Source organism: Streptomyces sp. NPDC002125 (genome assembly GCF_053593715.1).
This window is the reverse complement of record NZ_JBSFDD010000004.1, coordinates 186,199-201,812: the sequence shown is the minus strand read 5'-3', so window position 1 is coordinate 201,812 and position 15,614 is coordinate 186,199. Positions and strand designations below refer to the sequence as shown.

At 72.6% G+C, this 15,614-nt stretch carries 15 protein-coding genes and 1 pseudogene; 8 read left to right on the top strand and 8 right to left on the bottom strand.

Translation table 11 applies throughout. The annotated features are described in order from the left end of the window. Positions 1-190 precede the first annotated feature (190 nt). The 5 genes and pseudogenes from ACWCQM_RS09215 to ACWCQM_RS09195 all read right to left on the bottom strand — a co-directional run bounded on the left by ACWCQM_RS09215 (position 191) and on the right by ACWCQM_RS09195 (position 3,890). Positions 191-835 carry a SecDF P1 head subdomain-containing protein gene (locus ACWCQM_RS09215; RefSeq protein ID WP_450914659.1) on the bottom strand — a complete coding sequence of 215 codons (645 nt, stop codon included), beginning with the start codon at positions 833-835 and terminating at the stop codon, positions 191-193. A gap of 67 nt (positions 836-902) precedes the next feature. Beyond that, a pseudogene (locus tag ACWCQM_RS09210) lies at positions 903-1,205 on the bottom strand (hypothetical protein); the annotation flags it as partial. A 74-nt stretch (positions 1,206-1,279) separates the two neighbouring features. After that, a complete protein-coding gene (locus tag ACWCQM_RS09205) occupies positions 1,280-2,458 on the bottom strand; it encodes an oxygenase MpaB family protein (protein ID WP_450914658.1) in 1,179 nt (392 codons plus the stop codon). A 108-nt stretch (positions 2,459-2,566) separates the two neighbouring features. Next, positions 2,567-3,622 carry a polyprenyl synthetase family protein gene (locus ACWCQM_RS09200; protein WP_450914657.1) on the bottom strand — a complete coding sequence of 352 codons (1,056 nt, stop codon included), beginning with the start codon at positions 3,620-3,622 and terminating at the stop codon, positions 2,567-2,569. Beyond that, positions 3,612-3,890, bottom strand: coding sequence for a polyprenyl synthetase (locus tag ACWCQM_RS09195; protein WP_450914656.1), 279 nt, complete (start codon positions 3,888-3,890; stop codon positions 3,612-3,614). The genes ACWCQM_RS09200 and ACWCQM_RS09195 overlap by 11 nt, the downstream gene beginning before the upstream one ends. A gap of 617 nt (positions 3,891-4,507) precedes the next feature. On the opposite strand from ACWCQM_RS09195, the gene ACWCQM_RS09190 reads away from it, so the two are divergent. From ACWCQM_RS09190 to ACWCQM_RS09165, 6 genes are all read left to right on the top strand, one after another. Then, positions 4,508-5,800 (top strand): YeeE/YedE family protein, encoded by a 1,293-nt coding sequence (locus tag ACWCQM_RS09190; protein WP_450914655.1) that lies wholly within the window; start codon positions 4,508-4,510, stop codon positions 5,798-5,800. Between the two features lie 180 nt (positions 5,801-5,980). Next, positions 5,981-6,388 (top strand): hypothetical protein, encoded by a 408-nt coding sequence (locus tag ACWCQM_RS09185; protein ID WP_450914654.1) that lies wholly within the window; start codon positions 5,981-5,983, stop codon positions 6,386-6,388. 130 nt (positions 6,389-6,518) lie between these two features. After that, positions 6,519-7,241 (top strand): response regulator transcription factor, encoded by a 723-nt coding sequence (locus tag ACWCQM_RS09180; RefSeq protein ID WP_450914653.1) that lies wholly within the window; start codon positions 6,519-6,521, stop codon positions 7,239-7,241. 7 nt (positions 7,242-7,248) lie between these two features. Further along, the gene (locus tag ACWCQM_RS09175) at positions 7,249-9,273 is read left to right on the top strand and encodes a sensor histidine kinase (protein ID WP_450914842.1); all 2,025 of its coding nucleotides are present in this window, start codon (positions 7,249-7,251) and stop codon (positions 9,271-9,273) included. Positions 9,274-9,374: 101 nt separating this feature from the next. Next, on the top strand, positions 9,375-9,737 hold the full coding sequence (locus ACWCQM_RS09170; RefSeq protein ID WP_450914652.1) for a hypothetical protein: 363 nt from the start codon (positions 9,375-9,377) through the stop codon (positions 9,735-9,737). Between the two features lie 96 nt (positions 9,738-9,833). Next, a complete protein-coding gene (locus tag ACWCQM_RS09165; protein WP_450914651.1) occupies positions 9,834-10,439 on the top strand; it encodes a class F sortase in 606 nt (201 codons plus the stop codon). Positions 10,440-10,462: 23 nt separating this feature from the next. Here the strand turns inward: ACWCQM_RS09165 and ACWCQM_RS09160 are convergent, their stop codons facing one another. Further along, the gene (locus ACWCQM_RS09160; RefSeq protein ID WP_450914650.1) at positions 10,463-11,659 is read right to left on the bottom strand and encodes a PP2C family protein-serine/threonine phosphatase; all 1,197 of its coding nucleotides are present in this window, start codon (positions 11,657-11,659) and stop codon (positions 10,463-10,465) included. A gap of 366 nt (positions 11,660-12,025) precedes the next feature. On the opposite strand from ACWCQM_RS09160, the gene ACWCQM_RS09155 reads away from it, so the two are divergent. Continuing rightward, a complete protein-coding gene (locus tag ACWCQM_RS09155; RefSeq protein WP_450914649.1) occupies positions 12,026-13,573 on the top strand; it encodes a glycoside hydrolase family 43 protein in 1,548 nt (515 codons plus the stop codon). Positions 13,574-13,637: 64 nt separating this feature from the next. On the opposite strand, the gene ACWCQM_RS09150 is transcribed toward ACWCQM_RS09155, so the two are convergent. Together ACWCQM_RS09150 and ACWCQM_RS09145 are read right to left on the bottom strand one after the other, a co-directional pair. Then, the gene (locus tag ACWCQM_RS09150; RefSeq protein ID WP_450914648.1) at positions 13,638-13,979 is read right to left on the bottom strand and encodes a GNAT family N-acetyltransferase; all 342 of its coding nucleotides are present in this window, start codon (positions 13,977-13,979) and stop codon (positions 13,638-13,640) included. Continuing rightward, entirely contained in the window at positions 13,976-14,962 is a 987-nt protein-coding gene (locus ACWCQM_RS09145; RefSeq protein ID WP_450914841.1) for a pirin family protein, read from the bottom strand. The genes ACWCQM_RS09150 and ACWCQM_RS09145 overlap by 4 nt, the downstream gene beginning before the upstream one ends. Before the next feature lie 123 nt (positions 14,963-15,085). Here ACWCQM_RS09145 and ACWCQM_RS09140 point away from each other — a divergent pair, with 123 nt between their 5' ends. After that, positions 15,086-15,577, top strand: coding sequence for a carboxymuconolactone decarboxylase family protein (locus ACWCQM_RS09140; protein WP_450914647.1), 492 nt, complete (start codon positions 15,086-15,088; stop codon positions 15,575-15,577). The last annotated feature ends 37 nt before the right edge of the window (positions 15,578-15,614 follow it).

Genomic DNA, 15,614 nt, shown 5'->3' with positions numbered 1-15,614 from the left:
ACGTTGAACCTGAGGGCTGTCGGGGGAGGAACGCCATGGAGGGCGACGGCAAAAGACTCCAGTTCCTCATTCCGCACGCTTCGGCTCCGCAATTCCGCGGATGCATTGCACCGGACCAGGCGGGGGAGCATGAGGCTGTCGCAGGTGCTGCTCGTTCACCGCCCCCGTGCGCCTGGCCCCGCGCCTCCGGTCACCGGGCCCCCAGTGCGCTGGCGAGGAAGGCCGCCTGGTTCTTCTTGAGCCGTGTGGCGATCGTTGCCTCGCCACCGGTGATGGCACCGTCGATCCCGACTCTCACGAGCAGCCTGTCGTCGCCCTGGACGACCGCCAGTGCGTCGGTGGGACGGGTGCGGACCGCCACCTTGCCCGTCAGTTCGGCGAATGCCTTCGCGTCCTTCTCCTTGAAGGCGACCCGCACCGACCAGCTGCGCCGCCCGCCTTCCTCCACGTCCTCGAAGGCCGTGACGTTCCTGAACCCGTTCACCGTCATCCCGGGCGCGGTGGAGACGACCACGCACAGATTGCGGTCGTCGGAGGTGAAGGCCCGGCCCGGGGGCACCGTGGGCTGCGGTGTGGCGACGACAACCGCGGACGACGCCTTGCCGTCGGGGCAGACCCCGAGCAGTTCGCTCTCCACCTCGAGAATGCGCACCGGCAGGTCGGGGGAGCCCGCCCCGGCCGCCCCCGAGCCCTCCCACGGGCGGAGCACCAGCAGCCCGGTCAGCGTGGCCGCCCCGGCCAAGGCGCCCCCGAGCAGGCCCAGCCGACGGCCCCGCGCGGGCGCGCCGCCTCCCGGGAGGCCGGTGAGCCGCGGCGTGGCGTCCGGCAGGGCCACGGGTCTCGTCCGTTCCCGTGGCCCTGCTCCGGCGGAGCCGGGCGAGGCCGGGCCGTCGTCGATGTGGCTGATCGCGGCACGGCGCCGGCACGTACTCCTGCGCCATCCACGGCACCGGGGCGCCGGGGTCGGCGTCGACGACACTCGCCGTGTACACCCCGCGCACCCGCTGCGCGCATTCGACCTCGCGAGCGAACCGCCTGCGGTCGTCCGCGCTGTCCGTGATCAGTGTCTTCAGCGCGACCGTGCGGCCCGCGGGCGACCGGGCCAGATTCACCCGGCCCATGCCGCCGCTCGCCAGCTCGGCCAGCACCGTGAACCGTCCCACGCGCAGGCCCGGACGTATCGTCTCGGGCGTACCCCACCGCATATGTCGCTCCCCCGTCGCACGATGACGGGGGAGCAATACCCCGGCCGGTCGCGCCTCATCCTGCCCGCGCCACGTCAGTCCGTGGGGCGTCCGGCGACCGTGGCGGAGGGGGGAACCCACCGACGGGTCCGAGGCACCGCGCCGGAGACGTCGTACTCCTTCCTGAGCTGCTCGGGGACGGCGTAGTGCATGACGCGTCCACGGGTGAGGGAGGACAGCTCGAGGAAGGTGGTGAGATGGCCGACGCGGTCCAGTGCCCAGGCGGCGAGGGGCGACCGGTCCTCGATGGTCTCCATCACGCCGAGGAGGTGCGGCACGGCCTTCACCAGGGTGTCCCAGCTGGTGCGGGGCACCTGGAGCCAGTCGGCGCAGGTGTCTCCGACGAGGTGGCGGATCAGCGCGGAGACGATCGGGTCGAAGAGGGTGCCGGGGACGACCTCCTCGTAGAGGTCGATGAGCTGACGGGTCAGGTGGACGCCCTCCGCCGAGGGTCCCATGTGCCGGAGCATGTAGAGGTCGAGAAACTGCCGTGCCTCGTCGAGTGATCCGGGCACCGCTTCCTGATCGACACCGAGCATCGCGCCGACCACCCGCCAGGCGTAGTAGTACGCGTCGGCGCCCTCCTCCGACATGTGGATGCCGAGGCGGTGCAGGCTGTCCAGCACGAGCATCGAGAAGAACATCTGCCCGCCGATCATGTCCTCCTGGCAGATCGGCGTACCCAGCGCGTCGGCGTCCCAGCGGTCCTCGCGTTTCAGATGGTGGCGGATGGAGGCGTGGAGGAGCCGGACCTTCTGGGCGGCGGGGATGAAGCGGCTGCCCGCCTCGAAGGCGTCCGGCTGCATCAGATGGACCGTGAACTGGCCGGTCTCCGCCATCCGTTTGGAGGGATACGCGAGTCCGTGGGACGCCGAGAGCAGCTTCGCCACATGGGGCACGAGATAGCAGGCGGGCATGGAGGCGAAGGACAGGGCGGTGGCGATGTGCACGTTGTTGTCGATGAAGAAGAGCCTGGCCCGCTCCATCTCGCCCCAGTCCACCCAGGCCGGGGGCGCGCCGGTGGCCTCCAGATACTCCCGGGCGACATCGGGGAGTCCGTCCGGCAGGGGCGCGCCGGCCGTGGAGACGTAGCGCATCAGCGTGTTGAACTTCCCCACCTCACCCCGTTCGAAGAGTGTGGCGACGGTGGCGTCAGCGAGTTCGTCACCGGTGTGGCGCAAGGCGTTCATCGATGCCTCGGTGAAGGCGGCCATGGCAGGGCTCCTTGGGAAGGGTGAGGGTCGTCCTCGAGAGGGGTGGCGCGGCCGGCGGGTCAGGCGGGAGAGAGGGCGGCGCCGCGGACCGGGCAGACGGCGCGTGGATCAGAACTCGCGGACCGACACCGAACGCGCCAGCGCGGTCAGGGCCCCGGCGGCGGGCGCGGACACATCCAGCTCGTGCAGAGCGCCGAGGGCCTCTTCGACCCGTACGGTGATCATGTCCTCGACGCGTTCGGGCGCCCGCACCCGGCGCATCACCTCACGGACCGCGTGCAGAGCGTCCTCGCCCAGGTCGCGCCTGCCCAGGAGCGTGCGCAACTGCCGTCGCTCGTCCTTGTCGGCGGCACGCCAGGTTTCGGCCAGCAGTGCGGTCGGCCGGTTGCCGCGCAGGTCGTCGGCGTTGGCCTTGCCGGTGTCTCCGGGACTTCCGAACAGGCCGAGCAGGTCGTCCCGCAACTGGAACGCCTCGCCCAGCGGAAGCCCGTACGCCGAGTAGCCCTCGCGCAGCCGCTCCCCGGCCCCGGCCAGCGCGCCACCGATCAACAGAGGCTGCTCCACGGTGTACTTGGCCGTCTTGTACCGGATCACCTTCAGCGATTGCGCGGTGTCCGGCGTCGTGCCGGTGCGCAGGATCTCCAGGCACTCGCCCGCGATCAGCTCCCGTGCCAGCACCGACCACAGCGGGCGGGCCCGGGCGAGATACGCCGCGGGCAGACCGCTGGTGGCGAACAGCTGTCCGGCGAGACTCATCAGCAGATCACCGACCAGCATCGCCAGCGATCCGGCGGCGGCAGCCGCCCGGGGGCGACGGTTCAGGGCACCGCGCAGGGCCATGTGCGCGGTGGGCCTGCCGTGCCGCAGCGGGCTGTCGTCGATGAGGTCGTCGTGAACCACCGCGGCGGCGTGCACCAGCTCCATCGACGCCGCCGCCCGCACCAGCGAGTCGCTGTCCGGCTGCCCGGCCGCACGCCAGCCCCAGTAACAGAACGCCGCCCGCAGCCGTTTGCCGTCCGCGACCGACGCCACCAGCTGCCCGGCCACCGGGTCCAGCGCCGGGTCGATCTCCGTCAGCCGCTCGGCCTCCTCGGCGACGAACCGGCGCAGTACGTCGTCGACGCGGGCCTTGAACGCGGCCGGCTCCCAGAGGTCAGACGCCATCGGCTGCCCGCCGAGCCATGGACTCCCGGGCGAGGATCTCCAGATGGGCCGGGGGAGCGGCGGCGTACCGGTCCAGCACGAGCCGCCCCCGCGCCATCAGGTCGCTCTCGGCCTCGGCCGCCAGCTCGGCGGCGTCCGAGCGGTGGAGCAGTCCCCGCACGGCTCCCAGGGCCGACCCCGCCGTGCTCACCGCCAGATCCGCCAGCCCGGCCACCAGCAGCACCGCCTGCCGGTCAGGCCCCCCGTGCTGTCCCGCACCATGCGTCATGCCGTCTCCCCGCACCCGTCACGCATCCAGGACGGCGCCGGTCCGGCGCCGTCCTGGCCAGAATGGCGTCGCGCGAGGCGCGGGTGCGGAGGAAGTCACCATCGGGTGAGTGCCCCGTCCGACCGTACGGTTCGCGGCCGAAGCACTCCTGTGCCGGTCAAACGCTGCTTTTCGGCCTGGAGCTCGGTCCGTGACGGCCCGTACGCGGTCCGCGGTCCCCGGTTACCTGTACGTGGCCCGTACGTGGCCATGGCCGTCTGTACGCCGCCCGGTCGTCACGGCCGCTGCTCCCGCGGCGCGGGACGTCCACTGCGGTTGCCGCCCTCATGGCGCCCGGAGGTCCGCCGGGTGCTGCCCCCACGACGAGTGGCCCCTGGCCGCAGCACCTCCGTCTCAGGGCCCTATCCGCATGGCGAGACGATCCGGCAAGCGGAGCAGCCCCGTCCGTATATTCGTACGCATGTCTGTATCGGTTCTCTCGTTGTGCCATGCGCTGTTCGCGCACTCGGAGTGGTGCGTCGACGACGGGCTCTGTCGCCGCTGACCCCGCGCCGGCGGCGCGTCCCGCGCGCCGGCAGTCAGTGCCGCCGTCCCCCCGTGTCACTCCGGAGACCACTTTGACCACCGCGCCCCCCGCCGGGCCGGCCGCGCCGCCGCGCGCGCTGCCCGCGCTCTTCATTCCCTCTCCCACCTCCACTCCGAGGCCGGAAGCGCCACCCCTGCCGCCCGTGCGCAGGACCCCGCTCGTCGTTTCCGGGCTCCTGGCCGTGGCCCTGACCACCTATGTGTGGGCCACGCACGGTGCCAAGCCGGGTGTGCTGCTCCTGATCGGGCTCGGACTGGGCGTCGCCCTCTTCCACTCCCGCTTCGGCTTCACCTCCGCCTGGCGGCAGCTCGTGGCCGTCGGCAACGGCTCCGGACTCAGGGCGCACGCCCTGCTGCTCGGCACCACGGCCACGCTGTTCGCGCTCGTCATCGGCACGGGGACCGGACTGTTCGGCTCCCAGCCCGCGCCCTCCGCCGGGCCGCTCGGGGCGGGCCTGATCATCGGCTCCGTACTCTTCGCCATCGGTATGCAGCTCGGGGGCGCCTGCGCCTCCGGCACCCTCTTCGCCGTCGGCTCGGGGCAGACCTCCGTGCTTCTGACGCTCGGCGGGTTCATCGCGGGTGCCACGCTCGCCGCGTGGCAGTTCGACCTGTGGAAGGACCTTCCGGCCTGGGAGCCCGTCGTCCTCTCCGACCACATCGGCTGGTTCGGCTCATGGGCCGTGACGATCGCCGTGCTGCTCCTGGTGGTCGTGGTCACCCGGCGCGTCCAGGCGCGCCGCAACCCGCCGCCCGTCGGAGCCGTTCCCTCCGCGCGGACCGCGGCCGTCCGCGCCCTTCGCGGCTCCTGGCCGCTGGCGGCCGGCGCCCTGGCCCTGGCCGTGCTCGGCGCGGGTGTGCTGCTGGTGTCCGGCGGAGCCTGGGGCATCACGAGCGCCTTCAGCCTCTGGGGCTCCGAGCTGGTCGGCGCGCTCGGCGGCCAGCCGGAGAACTGGACCTGGTGGAAGCAGGCCGGCAACGCCGAGATGCTGGCGGGTCCGGTCCTGGCGGACAAGAACAGCCTCACCGACATCGGCATCATGATCGGTGCGGCGGTCGCCGCCGCCCTCGGCGGTACCTGGGCCCTGCACCGCGGCATCCCCTGGCGTACGGCCGTCGCCTCGGTGCTCGGCGGCGTACTCATGGGAATCGGCGCCCGGCTCGCGGGCGGCTGCAACATCGGCGCCTACCTGGCGGGCATCGCCTCGGGCAGCCTGAGCGGCTGGCTCTGGGGCGCGTTCGCCCTGGCCGGTACGTGGGTAGGGCTCAAGCTCCGCCCGCTGTTCGGCCTCGGCAATCCGAAGCCCGGAGACGGCGTCTGCTGAACCCGCCCCTCCCCGGGGCGGGTCCCGTGGCACGTTCTCACCGGCGCCCGGTCGCGGTCCCCAGGGGCCGAAGGAGTGATGACACACCCATCATGACAGGTCAGAGGGCATTTTCGTAGGACGAACAGCACGTCTGTGAAGCCTTGTTGGGTACCCCGGGCCACTCGCAGAATCGCCGTCATGAATCACTGCGGGAACGTCGATCACGACAGGGTTCTGAGGGCTCGTACGCTGCTGCTCGGATCCGGCACGATCAATGTCCATGAGGAGATCGACGCCTATCGAGTGCTCACGGGGGTGAGCCCGGTGGTGTATCTGCCGCGACTGGCCCGCGCGCTCCTGGAGTTCGGAACGGCCGGGCCCAGGAACCCGGCGACCCGTCTGCCGGTCCTGACCGAGGCCGCCGCGGCGGCGGAACGGATGGACGCGGCGGAACCGGGGCGGGCTCCCCTGCTGCTGGAGATCCTGGAGGCGTGCCGGGAGGAACTGCACGCGCTGGGACGTACCGAGGAAGCCCTCGCTGTCGGCGAGAAGATGACCAGGACGGCCGGGGGAGGACAGAAGACGCCCGGGCGCCGGGCCGTCTGAGAGAGCCCGTCGGTGGGGCGGCCGGAAGGGAGCCGGCCGTCCCGCCGTGCCGCCGGGGGACGGCGGAGAGCCGTCTGCCCGGCGGGCGACGCCGGAAGGCCGTTGTGCGGGCTCCTCTACGATCATCCGTGTGTGCGCAAACGTCATAGTCGCGGAAGACGACGCGAAACAGGCCGAGCTTGTACGCCGCTACCTCGAACGCGAGGGGCACGCGGTCACCGTGGTGTCGGACGGCCTCTCCGCGCTGGAGCAGGCCCGGCAGGGGGCTCCGGATCTCCTCGTCCTCGACGTGATGATGCCGCGCGCCGACGGCCTGGACGTGGTCCGCATCCTGCGCGCCGAGGCGAGGGAGCTCGCCGTCCTCATGCTGACCGCCCGGACGACCGAGGACGATCTGCTGCTCGGGCTCGACCTGGGCGCGGACGACTACATGACCAAGCCGTACAGCCCGCGGGAACTCATGGCGCGCGTACGCACCCTGCTGCGGCGCACCCGCCGGGACGTGGGCCGCGAGGAGGGCCCCGTGCTGCGGGTCGGCACGCTCGCCGTCGATCCCCTGCGCCATGAGGTGGCCGTCGAGGGAGTGCGGGTCGAGTGCACCCCGGGAGAGTTCCGGCTCCTGGCGGCGATGGCCGCCGAGCCCGAACGCGTCTTCACCCGCGAGCAGTTGCTCGCCGAACTGCACGGCTTCGACCGCTACATCAGCAGCCGTACCGTCGATGTGCACATCATGAACCTCCGCAAGAAGATCGAGCGCGCGCCCCGCCGCCCGGCCCGGCTGCTCACTGTCTTCGGGGTCGGCTACAAGCTCATGGACCCGCTGAAGGCGGCCTCGCGTGCCTCGGCGCGCTGAGCCCCGCCTGCCCCGGCGCGCAGGGCAGCGGCTGCGACTTCCGCTGCGCAAGAGCCTGCTCGGCCGGCTGCTGGCCGTCTCGGCGCTCGTCGCGGCGTGCTCCGTCGCCGCGACCGCGTGGCTGGCCGTGCAGACGACGTCCGGCGCCATCGAGCAGGAGCAGGGCCGGAACCTCGCCGCCGACACCCGGGTCCTCGACTCCCTTCTCGCCTACGCTGCCGAACACCCGGGCTGGGACGGCGTGGGGGCCACCGTGGACGAGCTGGCCGAGACGTCCGGCCGGCGGATCACCCTGACGACGCAGAGCCGGGAGATCATCGCCGACTCCGCCGATGCCCCCACGCCCGCGCCGGCCCTTCCTCCCCAGGCATCGGCCGTCGTCGACCCGCTCTCCGTGACCACCGTGCCGGGAGGCGGGACCGGAGCCGACGCCCGGTCGGTGACCTCCGGTTCCGTGACGATCGCGGCACCCGGCGCCGACGGTGTGCAGCACTCCGGCAGCGACCGGATCGACCCGCGGGCCGTCGGACCGTTCCGGCTCCCGGGGAGCGAACGCGCCGCGTTGAGGCGCGCGGCCGAGGAGGCGGTGCAGTGCCTCGGCAGGTCCGGGATCGCCTCCGACGTCGTCGAAGCCGCGAGCGGACGGCCCCGCATCCAGGTCGTGGGCAATGATCCGGACCGGCTGCGGGAGAGCCGGTGCTCGACGGACGCGCTGGACACCCCCACCCGGACCGAGGAGAAGGCGCTGGGCGCACTCAACGAACTGGTCGACGCCTGCCTGGACCGGCAGGGGCGGGAAGGCGTACGGCTGGACCTCGACCTCTCCTGGAACACGGCCGCGGAGCCCGTCCCGGCCACGGCTGTCCCGGTGCCCGCGCCCGAGCCGAGCATCAGCGTGCCCCAGGAGGCCCGGCCGACGGCGTACCCCACACCCTCGCCCCTGGACAGTGCCGTCGACCGCGACATCGCCTCGTGCGTGGGCATCGCCCGCCAGGAACAGCTCAGTTCGTATGTCGCCTCACCCGCCCTGCTCTTCATCGGCGACCCGGGCGGCGGTGCCGTCCCCGGCTTCGAGCTGTCCCCGGCCAACACGGCGAAGATCATCGGTGTCGCGGCACTCGTCCTCGCGCTCACCGTCGGCGCGTCCGTCCTCGCGGGCGTCCGCCTCGTGAGGCCGCTGCACGCGCTCACGGGAGCGGCTCAGCGCATGCGGGACGGCGAGGAACCCTCACAGGTGGTGGTCGCGGCGGACAACGAGATCGGCCGGCTGGCCGCCGCGTTCAACGACATGTCGGCACACCGCTCCCGCCTGGAGGAACAGCGCAAGGTGATGGTCAGCGACGTCGCGCACGAACTGCGCACCCCGCTGAGCAACATCCGTGGGTGGCTGGAAGGCGCGCAGGACGGCATCGCGGAGGCGGACGCCACGTTCGTCTCCTCGCTCCTGGAGGAGGCGGTCCAGCTGCAGCACATCATCGACGACCTCCAGGACCTCTCGGCAGCCGACGCGGGCGCCCTGAGGCTGCACCCCGAACCGGTGCGGATCGAGGAACTGCTCGCCCAGGTCGCCGCCGCCCACCAGGCGCAGGCCGACGCCTCGCGGGTCGGTCTCACCACGGACCTTCCGGCCGGGCGCGAGCCCGTCCCCGCGCTCGACGCCGATCCGGTCAGACTGCGGCAGGCGATCGGCAACCTGGTGTCCAACGCCGTCCGCCACACACCTGCCGGAGGCCGGGTCACCCTGCGCGCGTATGCCACGGGGGACGCGGGTGCGGAGGTGGTGGTGGAGGTCGCCGACACCGGCAGCGGCATCGCGCCGGAGGACCTGCCGCACGTCTTCGAGCGCTTCTGGCGCGCCGAGAAGTCACGCAACCGCCGCACCGGGGGCAGCGGCCTGGGGCTCGCGATCGTCCGCAAACTCGTGGAGGCGCACGGAGGGACGACCGCGGTGGCCAGCACGGTGGGCCAGGGATCGGTCTTCACCCTGCGTCTGCCGGCGGCCGGCCCTGATCCGATCGGAACAGCGGTCTGACAGCTTCCTCACAACTTCACTCCAGTCTGAGGGCATGCCCGGCGCCCGACGTACATCAGTGCGGGGGCACCATCAACGCCGAGCTGGAATCGGAGTTCTTCATGTCCCTTCGTCCGACCCTGCGCACCGCAGTGCTCGCCGCCGTCGCGGTGGGCGCGGTCCTTCTTCCGTCCACCGCGGCCGTCGCCGACGGGAGCCCCACGCCGGCTCCCGCCGCGAGCACCGCCACCCCGAGCCCCGTCCCCACGGAGGAGGGCGCCGAGCCCGCCCCGGTGTCCACGCCCGTACCGGCCGAGTCCGTTCCCGCCGGCACGATGCCGCGCGGGGGCGTCGACGCCGGGGAGCGCACGGCCACGGGCGCGGACGGCGCCGCACTGTACGGCTCGGCGGCGGGCGCCGTGCTCCTCGCGGGCGCCGCCGGCTTCGTGCTGCGCCGCCGGTCCGCCGCGCGTCACAACGGCTGATCCCCCCGCGGTGGCGCCGTCTCCCGCATCAGGGGAGGCGGCGCCGTCAGCGTTTTCTTCCCGCTTGCTTTAGCTCATCCCCGTACCGGAGTTCTCATGCGCCTCACCCCTCACGTGGCACGGCGGGCAGCCGTGTCCGCCACCGCCGTCGGTCTGCTGCTCGCATCCGTCACGGGCTGCGGCCCGGCCGAAGCCCCCGAGCCCTCGGCCCGCACGGCCACGCACGCGCCCGCGCCCCGGTCCCCGGAGGCGCCCAAGGCCCCGGCGCCCACCCGGCTGGTGGTCCCCTCGCTCGGGATAGACAGCGGGCTGCTGCGGCTGGGGCTCAACGAGGACGGCACGGTCGAGGTCCCGCCCGCGGACGAGGGCATGACGGCCGGCTGGTACGCGGGCGGGGCCGTACCCGGCGAGCGGGGCGCCGCCGTGCTCATCGGCCACAACGACACCCGCTTCGGCAAAGCCGTCTTCCACGACCTGCACACGATCGCCGAAGGCGCGGACATCGCGGTGTCCGACGGGGCGGGCGAGGAGATCCACTTCGAGGTCACCGGCACGGAGACCGTCAGCAAGAAGGCCTTTCCGACCCAGAAGGTGTACGGCGCGACCGACGAGCGCCTGCTGCGGCTGATCACCTGCGACGGAGCGTTCGACGCCGAGGGCCACCCCGTGGACAACCTCATCGTGTACGCGAAGCTCCGCTGACCGGGCCCCCGCGCGCACCGGTGTCACACGGCGCGCCGGGCCGCCTCGGACGCCGGCGTCCGCGCTCCGTCGTACGACGGAGCGTGCTCCACACAGGTGACCGCGACCAGCGCCATGTCGTCGGTGAGCACCCCGTCGGTGTGGGCGTGCGCCGCACGGGCGAGCCTCTCCACGACGGCCGGCGGACCGTCGCGCCAGGACTTCCGCAGCTCCTCGTCCGGCGTGAAGAAGCGCCCCTCGGCGTCGCGGGCCTCCAGGAGTCCGTCCGTGCAGAGCAGGAGCAGATGGCCGGGCCCGAAGGGACGGGACTCGTCCTTCCACGCGCCGGTCTCGAACTCCCCCAGCCCCAGGGGGAGCCCCGGATTCTCCGGCTCCCAGACCTGGAGGGCGTCCTCGCTCACCAGGAAGGCCGGGCAGTGCCCGCGGTTGATGAGGCGCACCTCCGTGCCGTCGGCCGGGATCTGCGCGATGGCGGCGGTGGTGAACTGCTCGCTGTTCGCGGCGTCCTCGCCGCTCACGGCGGCGACCTCACGGGTGTGGCGGGCCACCGCGGCGTCCAGGTGGCGCGCCAGCTCCGGCAGGGTCGGAGTGTGGTGGGCGGCTTCCCGGAAGCTGCCCACCAGGGCGGCCACACCGGGGATGGAGTCCAGCCCTTTGCCGCGTACGTCGCCGATCAGCAGGCGCACGCCGTACGGGGTGTGCTCCGCCGCGTAGAGGTCGCCTCCCACCGCGGCGGCGGCGGAGGCCGCTTCGTACCGCACGGCGATCCAGGTGCGTCCCCACCAGGCACGCACGGGGGGCAGGACCGCGCGCTGGGCGCTCTCCGCCACGAGTCTGGCGCCCTGGAGCCTGCGCCGCAGGGTCAGCCGCAGCCGGCACAGGGGGACGGAGGCCCAGGCGAGGATCACCATGGCGACGTAGTCGATCACCGCGTGGCGGGTGCCGTCCGCCATGTGGCTCCCGAAGAGGAGGGCCAGCCCGGCCACGCTGTTGAGAAGGGCCACCCAGACGACCGCCCGCTGGGAGTACAGGCACGAGGCCAGCATGGAGCTCAGGATCAGGAACACGTCCCCGCTGAACGCGCCGGGCGAAGGCAGATCGATCACCAGTGCGAGCGCCACCAGTACGAACGGCACGGACCGGGTCCACCGGGGGAGCAGGTCGCTCTCGTTCCGCTGCGCATGCGTCATCAGCCCTGTCGCGGTGCGGTACGGGCTCACGGCATCGCCTCCCGGAAGTGCGGGGCGGCGGACCGCCGTGGTGGCGGCGCCGCGTCCCTCCTCTCGACCTTGAAGCCGACCGTGCCGTCCCGCACTCCGGCAGGGGCGCTCCTCGGCCCCCACCGGTCCTCTGGTGACGTCAGGCGCCGGTCCAGACCGTTCGTCGAAGCGCTTCGATCCTCGCGCTCCGCGCTCTCGCAGAGCCTCGGCGGCCAGAAGTGGTCTGCGAGGCTGTTGACACCCTGCTGGCCGAATGCGATCTTCGAAGCGCTTCAACGACCTGTCCGTTGGGGCCCGCACGCTGGACGGCCCGTCCTTCACCGGTGCCCGTCCGACTGCGTGACCGCGACTCATCCGAGGACGGACATGGCGTTCTTCGACAATCCCGTGATACCCGGCTTCAGCCCCGATCCGAGCATCTGCCGTGTGGGCGACGACTACTACGTGGCGACGTCCAGCTTCGAATACGTACCCGGCGTGCCGCTGTGGCACAGCCGCGACCTCGTGAACTGGCGGCTGATCGGCCATGCGCTGAACCGGCCCTCGCAGCTGGCGCTCGCCGACGACGCGCCGTCCTCGTGCGGGGTCTACGCACCCACGCTGCGCCACCACGACGGACGGTTCTGGCTGATCACGACCGTGGTCGCCGGCGCGGGCAACGTCCTGGTGACCGCGAAGGACCCCGCCGGCCCGTGGTCGGACCCCGTACCGGTCGGCATCCCGGGAATCGACCCCGATCTGGTCTGGGACGAGGAGGGCCACTGCTGGTGCGTGTTCTCCGACGGCGGGATACGCGGGGTGCGCATCGACCCGGAGACCGGCGAACTGCTGAGCGAGCCGGTGGCGATGTGGTCGGGCAGCGGGCTCCAGTACCCGGAGGGCCCGCATCTCTACCGGATCGGCGACTGGTGGTACCTGCTGCTCTCGGAGGGCGGCACGGAACGCGGCCACGCCATGTCGGTGGCCCGGGCCCGCACCCTGCCGGGGCCGTTCGAGCCGCACCCGGACAACCCCGTGCTGTCCCATCGCAGTACGGGCCACCCCGTGCAGAACACCGGCCACGGCGATCTGGTGCAGGCACACGACGGCACCTGGTGGATGGTGCTGCTGGGCACCCGGCCCCGAGGTGACACCCCGAAGTTCCACGGCATGGGCCGGGAGACCTTCCTCGCGCCGGTCCGGTGGGAGGACGAGTGGCCGCTGCCGGGACCGCTGGAGCTCCGCGCACCGGCGCCGGCCCTCCCCGCGCATCCCTGGCCCGACGAGGCGTACCGCGACTCCTTCGACTCGCCCGTGCTCGCGCCCTGCTGGGTCTCTCTCCGACGGCACGACCCGGACGCCGTACGCCTTGACGAGCGGCCCGGCCGGCTGGTGCTGCACGCCCGCGCGGACGGCCTCGACAAGCCCGGCGCGCTGTTCGTGGGCCGGCGTCAGCGCGACCCCGACTGCAGCGCGCGGACCCGTGTCGAGGTGGGGGAGGGAGACCGGGGCGGTATCGCCGTACGCCTCGACGAGGCCCACCACTACCAGGTGGAGACCGGCGACGGCACGGTGCGGGCGGTCGCCCGGATCGGTCCGGTCCGTCAGGCCGTCGCCGAGAAGGCCGTTCCTCCGGGCCCGTTGACGCTGCGGATCGACATCACCACGGACGTCGTCCTGCCGCCCACGGTCACATCGGCGCCCGCGGACCCCGAGGAGGTGGCCGCGGCGGGCCTCCGTATCGGTGGCCCCGACACCCTCCGCCTCGGCTACGAGACCGAGGACGGGTCCTTCGAGGTCCTGGCCGAGCTCGACGGCCGCTACCTCACCACCGAGGTCGCGGGCGGCTTCACCGGCCGGGTCATCGGGATGTACGCGACCCAGGGCGCCCCCGCCTTCGACTGGTTCGAACTGAGGCCCGCCCAGGACGGGTGACGCGCGCCTCTCCGTGCCGGGGCGCGGACCGCCTTGCCGGGCGGACCGTGCCCCCGTGGGGACGTCAGCGGGCCCGCGCGGCCTCCAGCCACTCCAGGACCTCGGGGGTGACCGGGTCGGTGATGTCCGCGAACTCCTCGTGCTTCTTGAGGAACTTCGCCACATAGGGGCAGACGGGCACGATCCGCTTGCCCGAGGCCCGTACGTCGTTCAGCGCCTCCCGCACGAGAACGGACGCCAGACCCTGTCCGGCGAACGCGTCGTCGACCTCGGTGTGGAAGAAGACCCGCTGCTCGTCGCGGTCGCGGTAGGCGGTGAGACCCGCCCTCACCTCGCCGACCAGGATCTCGTAGCGGTGCCTGGCGTCCACGTCGCGGACGGTCGGGGTGGCGGCGGGCTGGGTCATCGGGTGCCTCTCGGGTGTGTCGGGTTGCCTCGTGGGGCGATCGTGGCGTTGGGGAGCGAAGGGGCGGGGATGCGGTCGCCGGGATAGCCCTCGACATGGCCGAAGCGCTCGGATCCGGCCTGCCACTCCTCGCGCGCCCGGACGATGTCCTCGTGGCTGCGGCCCACGAAGTTCCACCACATGACGATCCGCTCCTCGAACGGGGTGCCGCCGACAAGCACGGCCCTGGCCGGGGCGTCCGTCTCGTTGGTCAGCGTCAGCGTGCCGCTGCCCGGGGCCAGGTAGCCCAGCTCGGCGGGGCGCAGCGATGTTCCGCCCATGCGGATGGTCCCCCGGTCGACGAGGAGGCCGTGCTCGAAGGAGGCGTCGGTGTCCAGGGTCGTGGTCCCGTGGGGCTCCAGCACGATCTCGGCGCCGAGCAGCGGGGTGAAGGCCGGGACCGGCGAGGTGTCCCCGGCCAGGGAGCCGAGGAACACCCTGATCACGGCGCCGTCCCGGTGGACGGGGTCCGGCACGTGGTGCCGGAAGTCGCGCCCGGCGTCCCGGTGTTCACCGGGGAGCGCCACCCAGAGCTGTACGCCGTGCAGGATCGTGGTGCGGGGCGTGGAGACCTCGGTGTGGCTGATGCCGTGGCCGCCCGTCATGAGGTTCAGCTCGCCCGGGCGCACGAACGCGTGGCTGCCCAGGCTGTCGCGGTGCTCGATCTCCCCGCTGAACAGCCAGCTGACCGTCTGCAGACCGGTGTGCGGGTGGGGGGCCACGTCCATCCCGCCCGTCTCGGCGACGTCGTCGGGGCCGTAGTGGTCGATGAAGCACCAGGCGCCGATGAACGTACGGGCGCGCTGCGGCAGCGTGCGCCGCACGGTCATCGCGCGTGGCCCTCCCAGGGGCACGTCACGCGGCGACAGCACCTCGACACGAGCGGACTCCTCGCCGCCGGGTGCCGTATCCGGTGCGGCCGGGTCCATGCCGACGCCGCTCATCATGTGTCTCCTCGCACGACTAGAGTACTTTCAAGTTCAACAATCATGCTTGATCATAAGCCGTCGCCCACCGGGGTGCACGGTCCGGCAAGGGGCGGCCTGCCCCGGTGAGGAGAGTCCAGGGTGAATGGTACGGAGGCCGTCGGCACCGACAGGCGGGTCTACGTCGACAAGCAGCACCCGAAGGCCTACCGCGCTCTGGCGGCGGCCGCCGAGGAGGTGCGTACGGCCGCGGCGGAAGCCGGCCTGGACCGCGTCCTGGTGGAGCTGGTCAACCTCAGGGTGTCGCAGATCAACGGCTGCGCCTACTGCCTGGACGTCCACACCAGGGCCGCACTCCGGGAGGGCGAGACGACACGCCGCCTCGGCGTGCTGGCCGCCTGGCGCGACACCGAGCTGTTCACCGCACGGGAGCGTGCCGCTCTCGCCCTGGCGGAGGCGACGACGCACCCCGCCGACGCCGCACTCCAGGAGGATGCCTACGCCGAGGCGCGCCGGACGCTCTCCGACGACGAGACATCGGCCGTGATCTGGGTGGCCCTCACGATCAACGCCTTCAACCGCGTCTCCATCATGAGCAAGCACCCCGTGCGGGGCGGTGTGCCCCGGCAGTGACGCCGGGCGGGAGTCCACGTAAAGCCCTTCCCCGCAC

Bases quoted from the DNA above. Each gene is read 5' to 3' on its own strand.
- ACWCQM_RS09205 (WP_450914658.1), bottom strand. From the start codon at position 2,458: ATGGCCGCCTTCACCGAGGCATCGATGAACGCCTTGCGCCACACCGGT.
- ACWCQM_RS09200 (WP_450914657.1), bottom strand. From the start codon at position 3,622: ATGGCGTCTGACCTCTGGGAGCCGGCCGCGTTCAAGGCCCGCGTCGAC.
- ACWCQM_RS09195 (WP_450914656.1), bottom strand. From the start codon at position 3,890: ATGACGCATGGTGCGGGACAGCACGGGGGGCCTGACCGGCAGGCGGTG.
- ACWCQM_RS09185 (WP_450914654.1), top strand. From the start codon at position 5,981: ATGAATCACTGCGGGAACGTCGATCACGACAGGGTTCTGAGGGCTCGT.
- ACWCQM_RS09170 (WP_450914652.1), top strand. From the start codon at position 9,375: ATGTCCCTTCGTCCGACCCTGCGCACCGCAGTGCTCGCCGCCGTCGCG.
- ACWCQM_RS09165 (WP_450914651.1), top strand. From the start codon at position 9,834: ATGCGCCTCACCCCTCACGTGGCACGGCGGGCAGCCGTGTCCGCCACC.
- ACWCQM_RS09155 (WP_450914649.1), top strand. From the start codon at position 12,026: ATGGCGTTCTTCGACAATCCCGTGATACCCGGCTTCAGCCCCGATCCG.
- ACWCQM_RS09150 (WP_450914648.1), bottom strand. From the start codon at position 13,979: ATGACCCAGCCCGCCGCCACCCCGACCGTCCGCGACGTGGACGCCAGG.
- ACWCQM_RS09145 (WP_450914841.1), bottom strand. From the start codon at position 14,962: ATGAGCGGCGTCGGCATGGACCCGGCCGCACCGGATACGGCACCCGGC.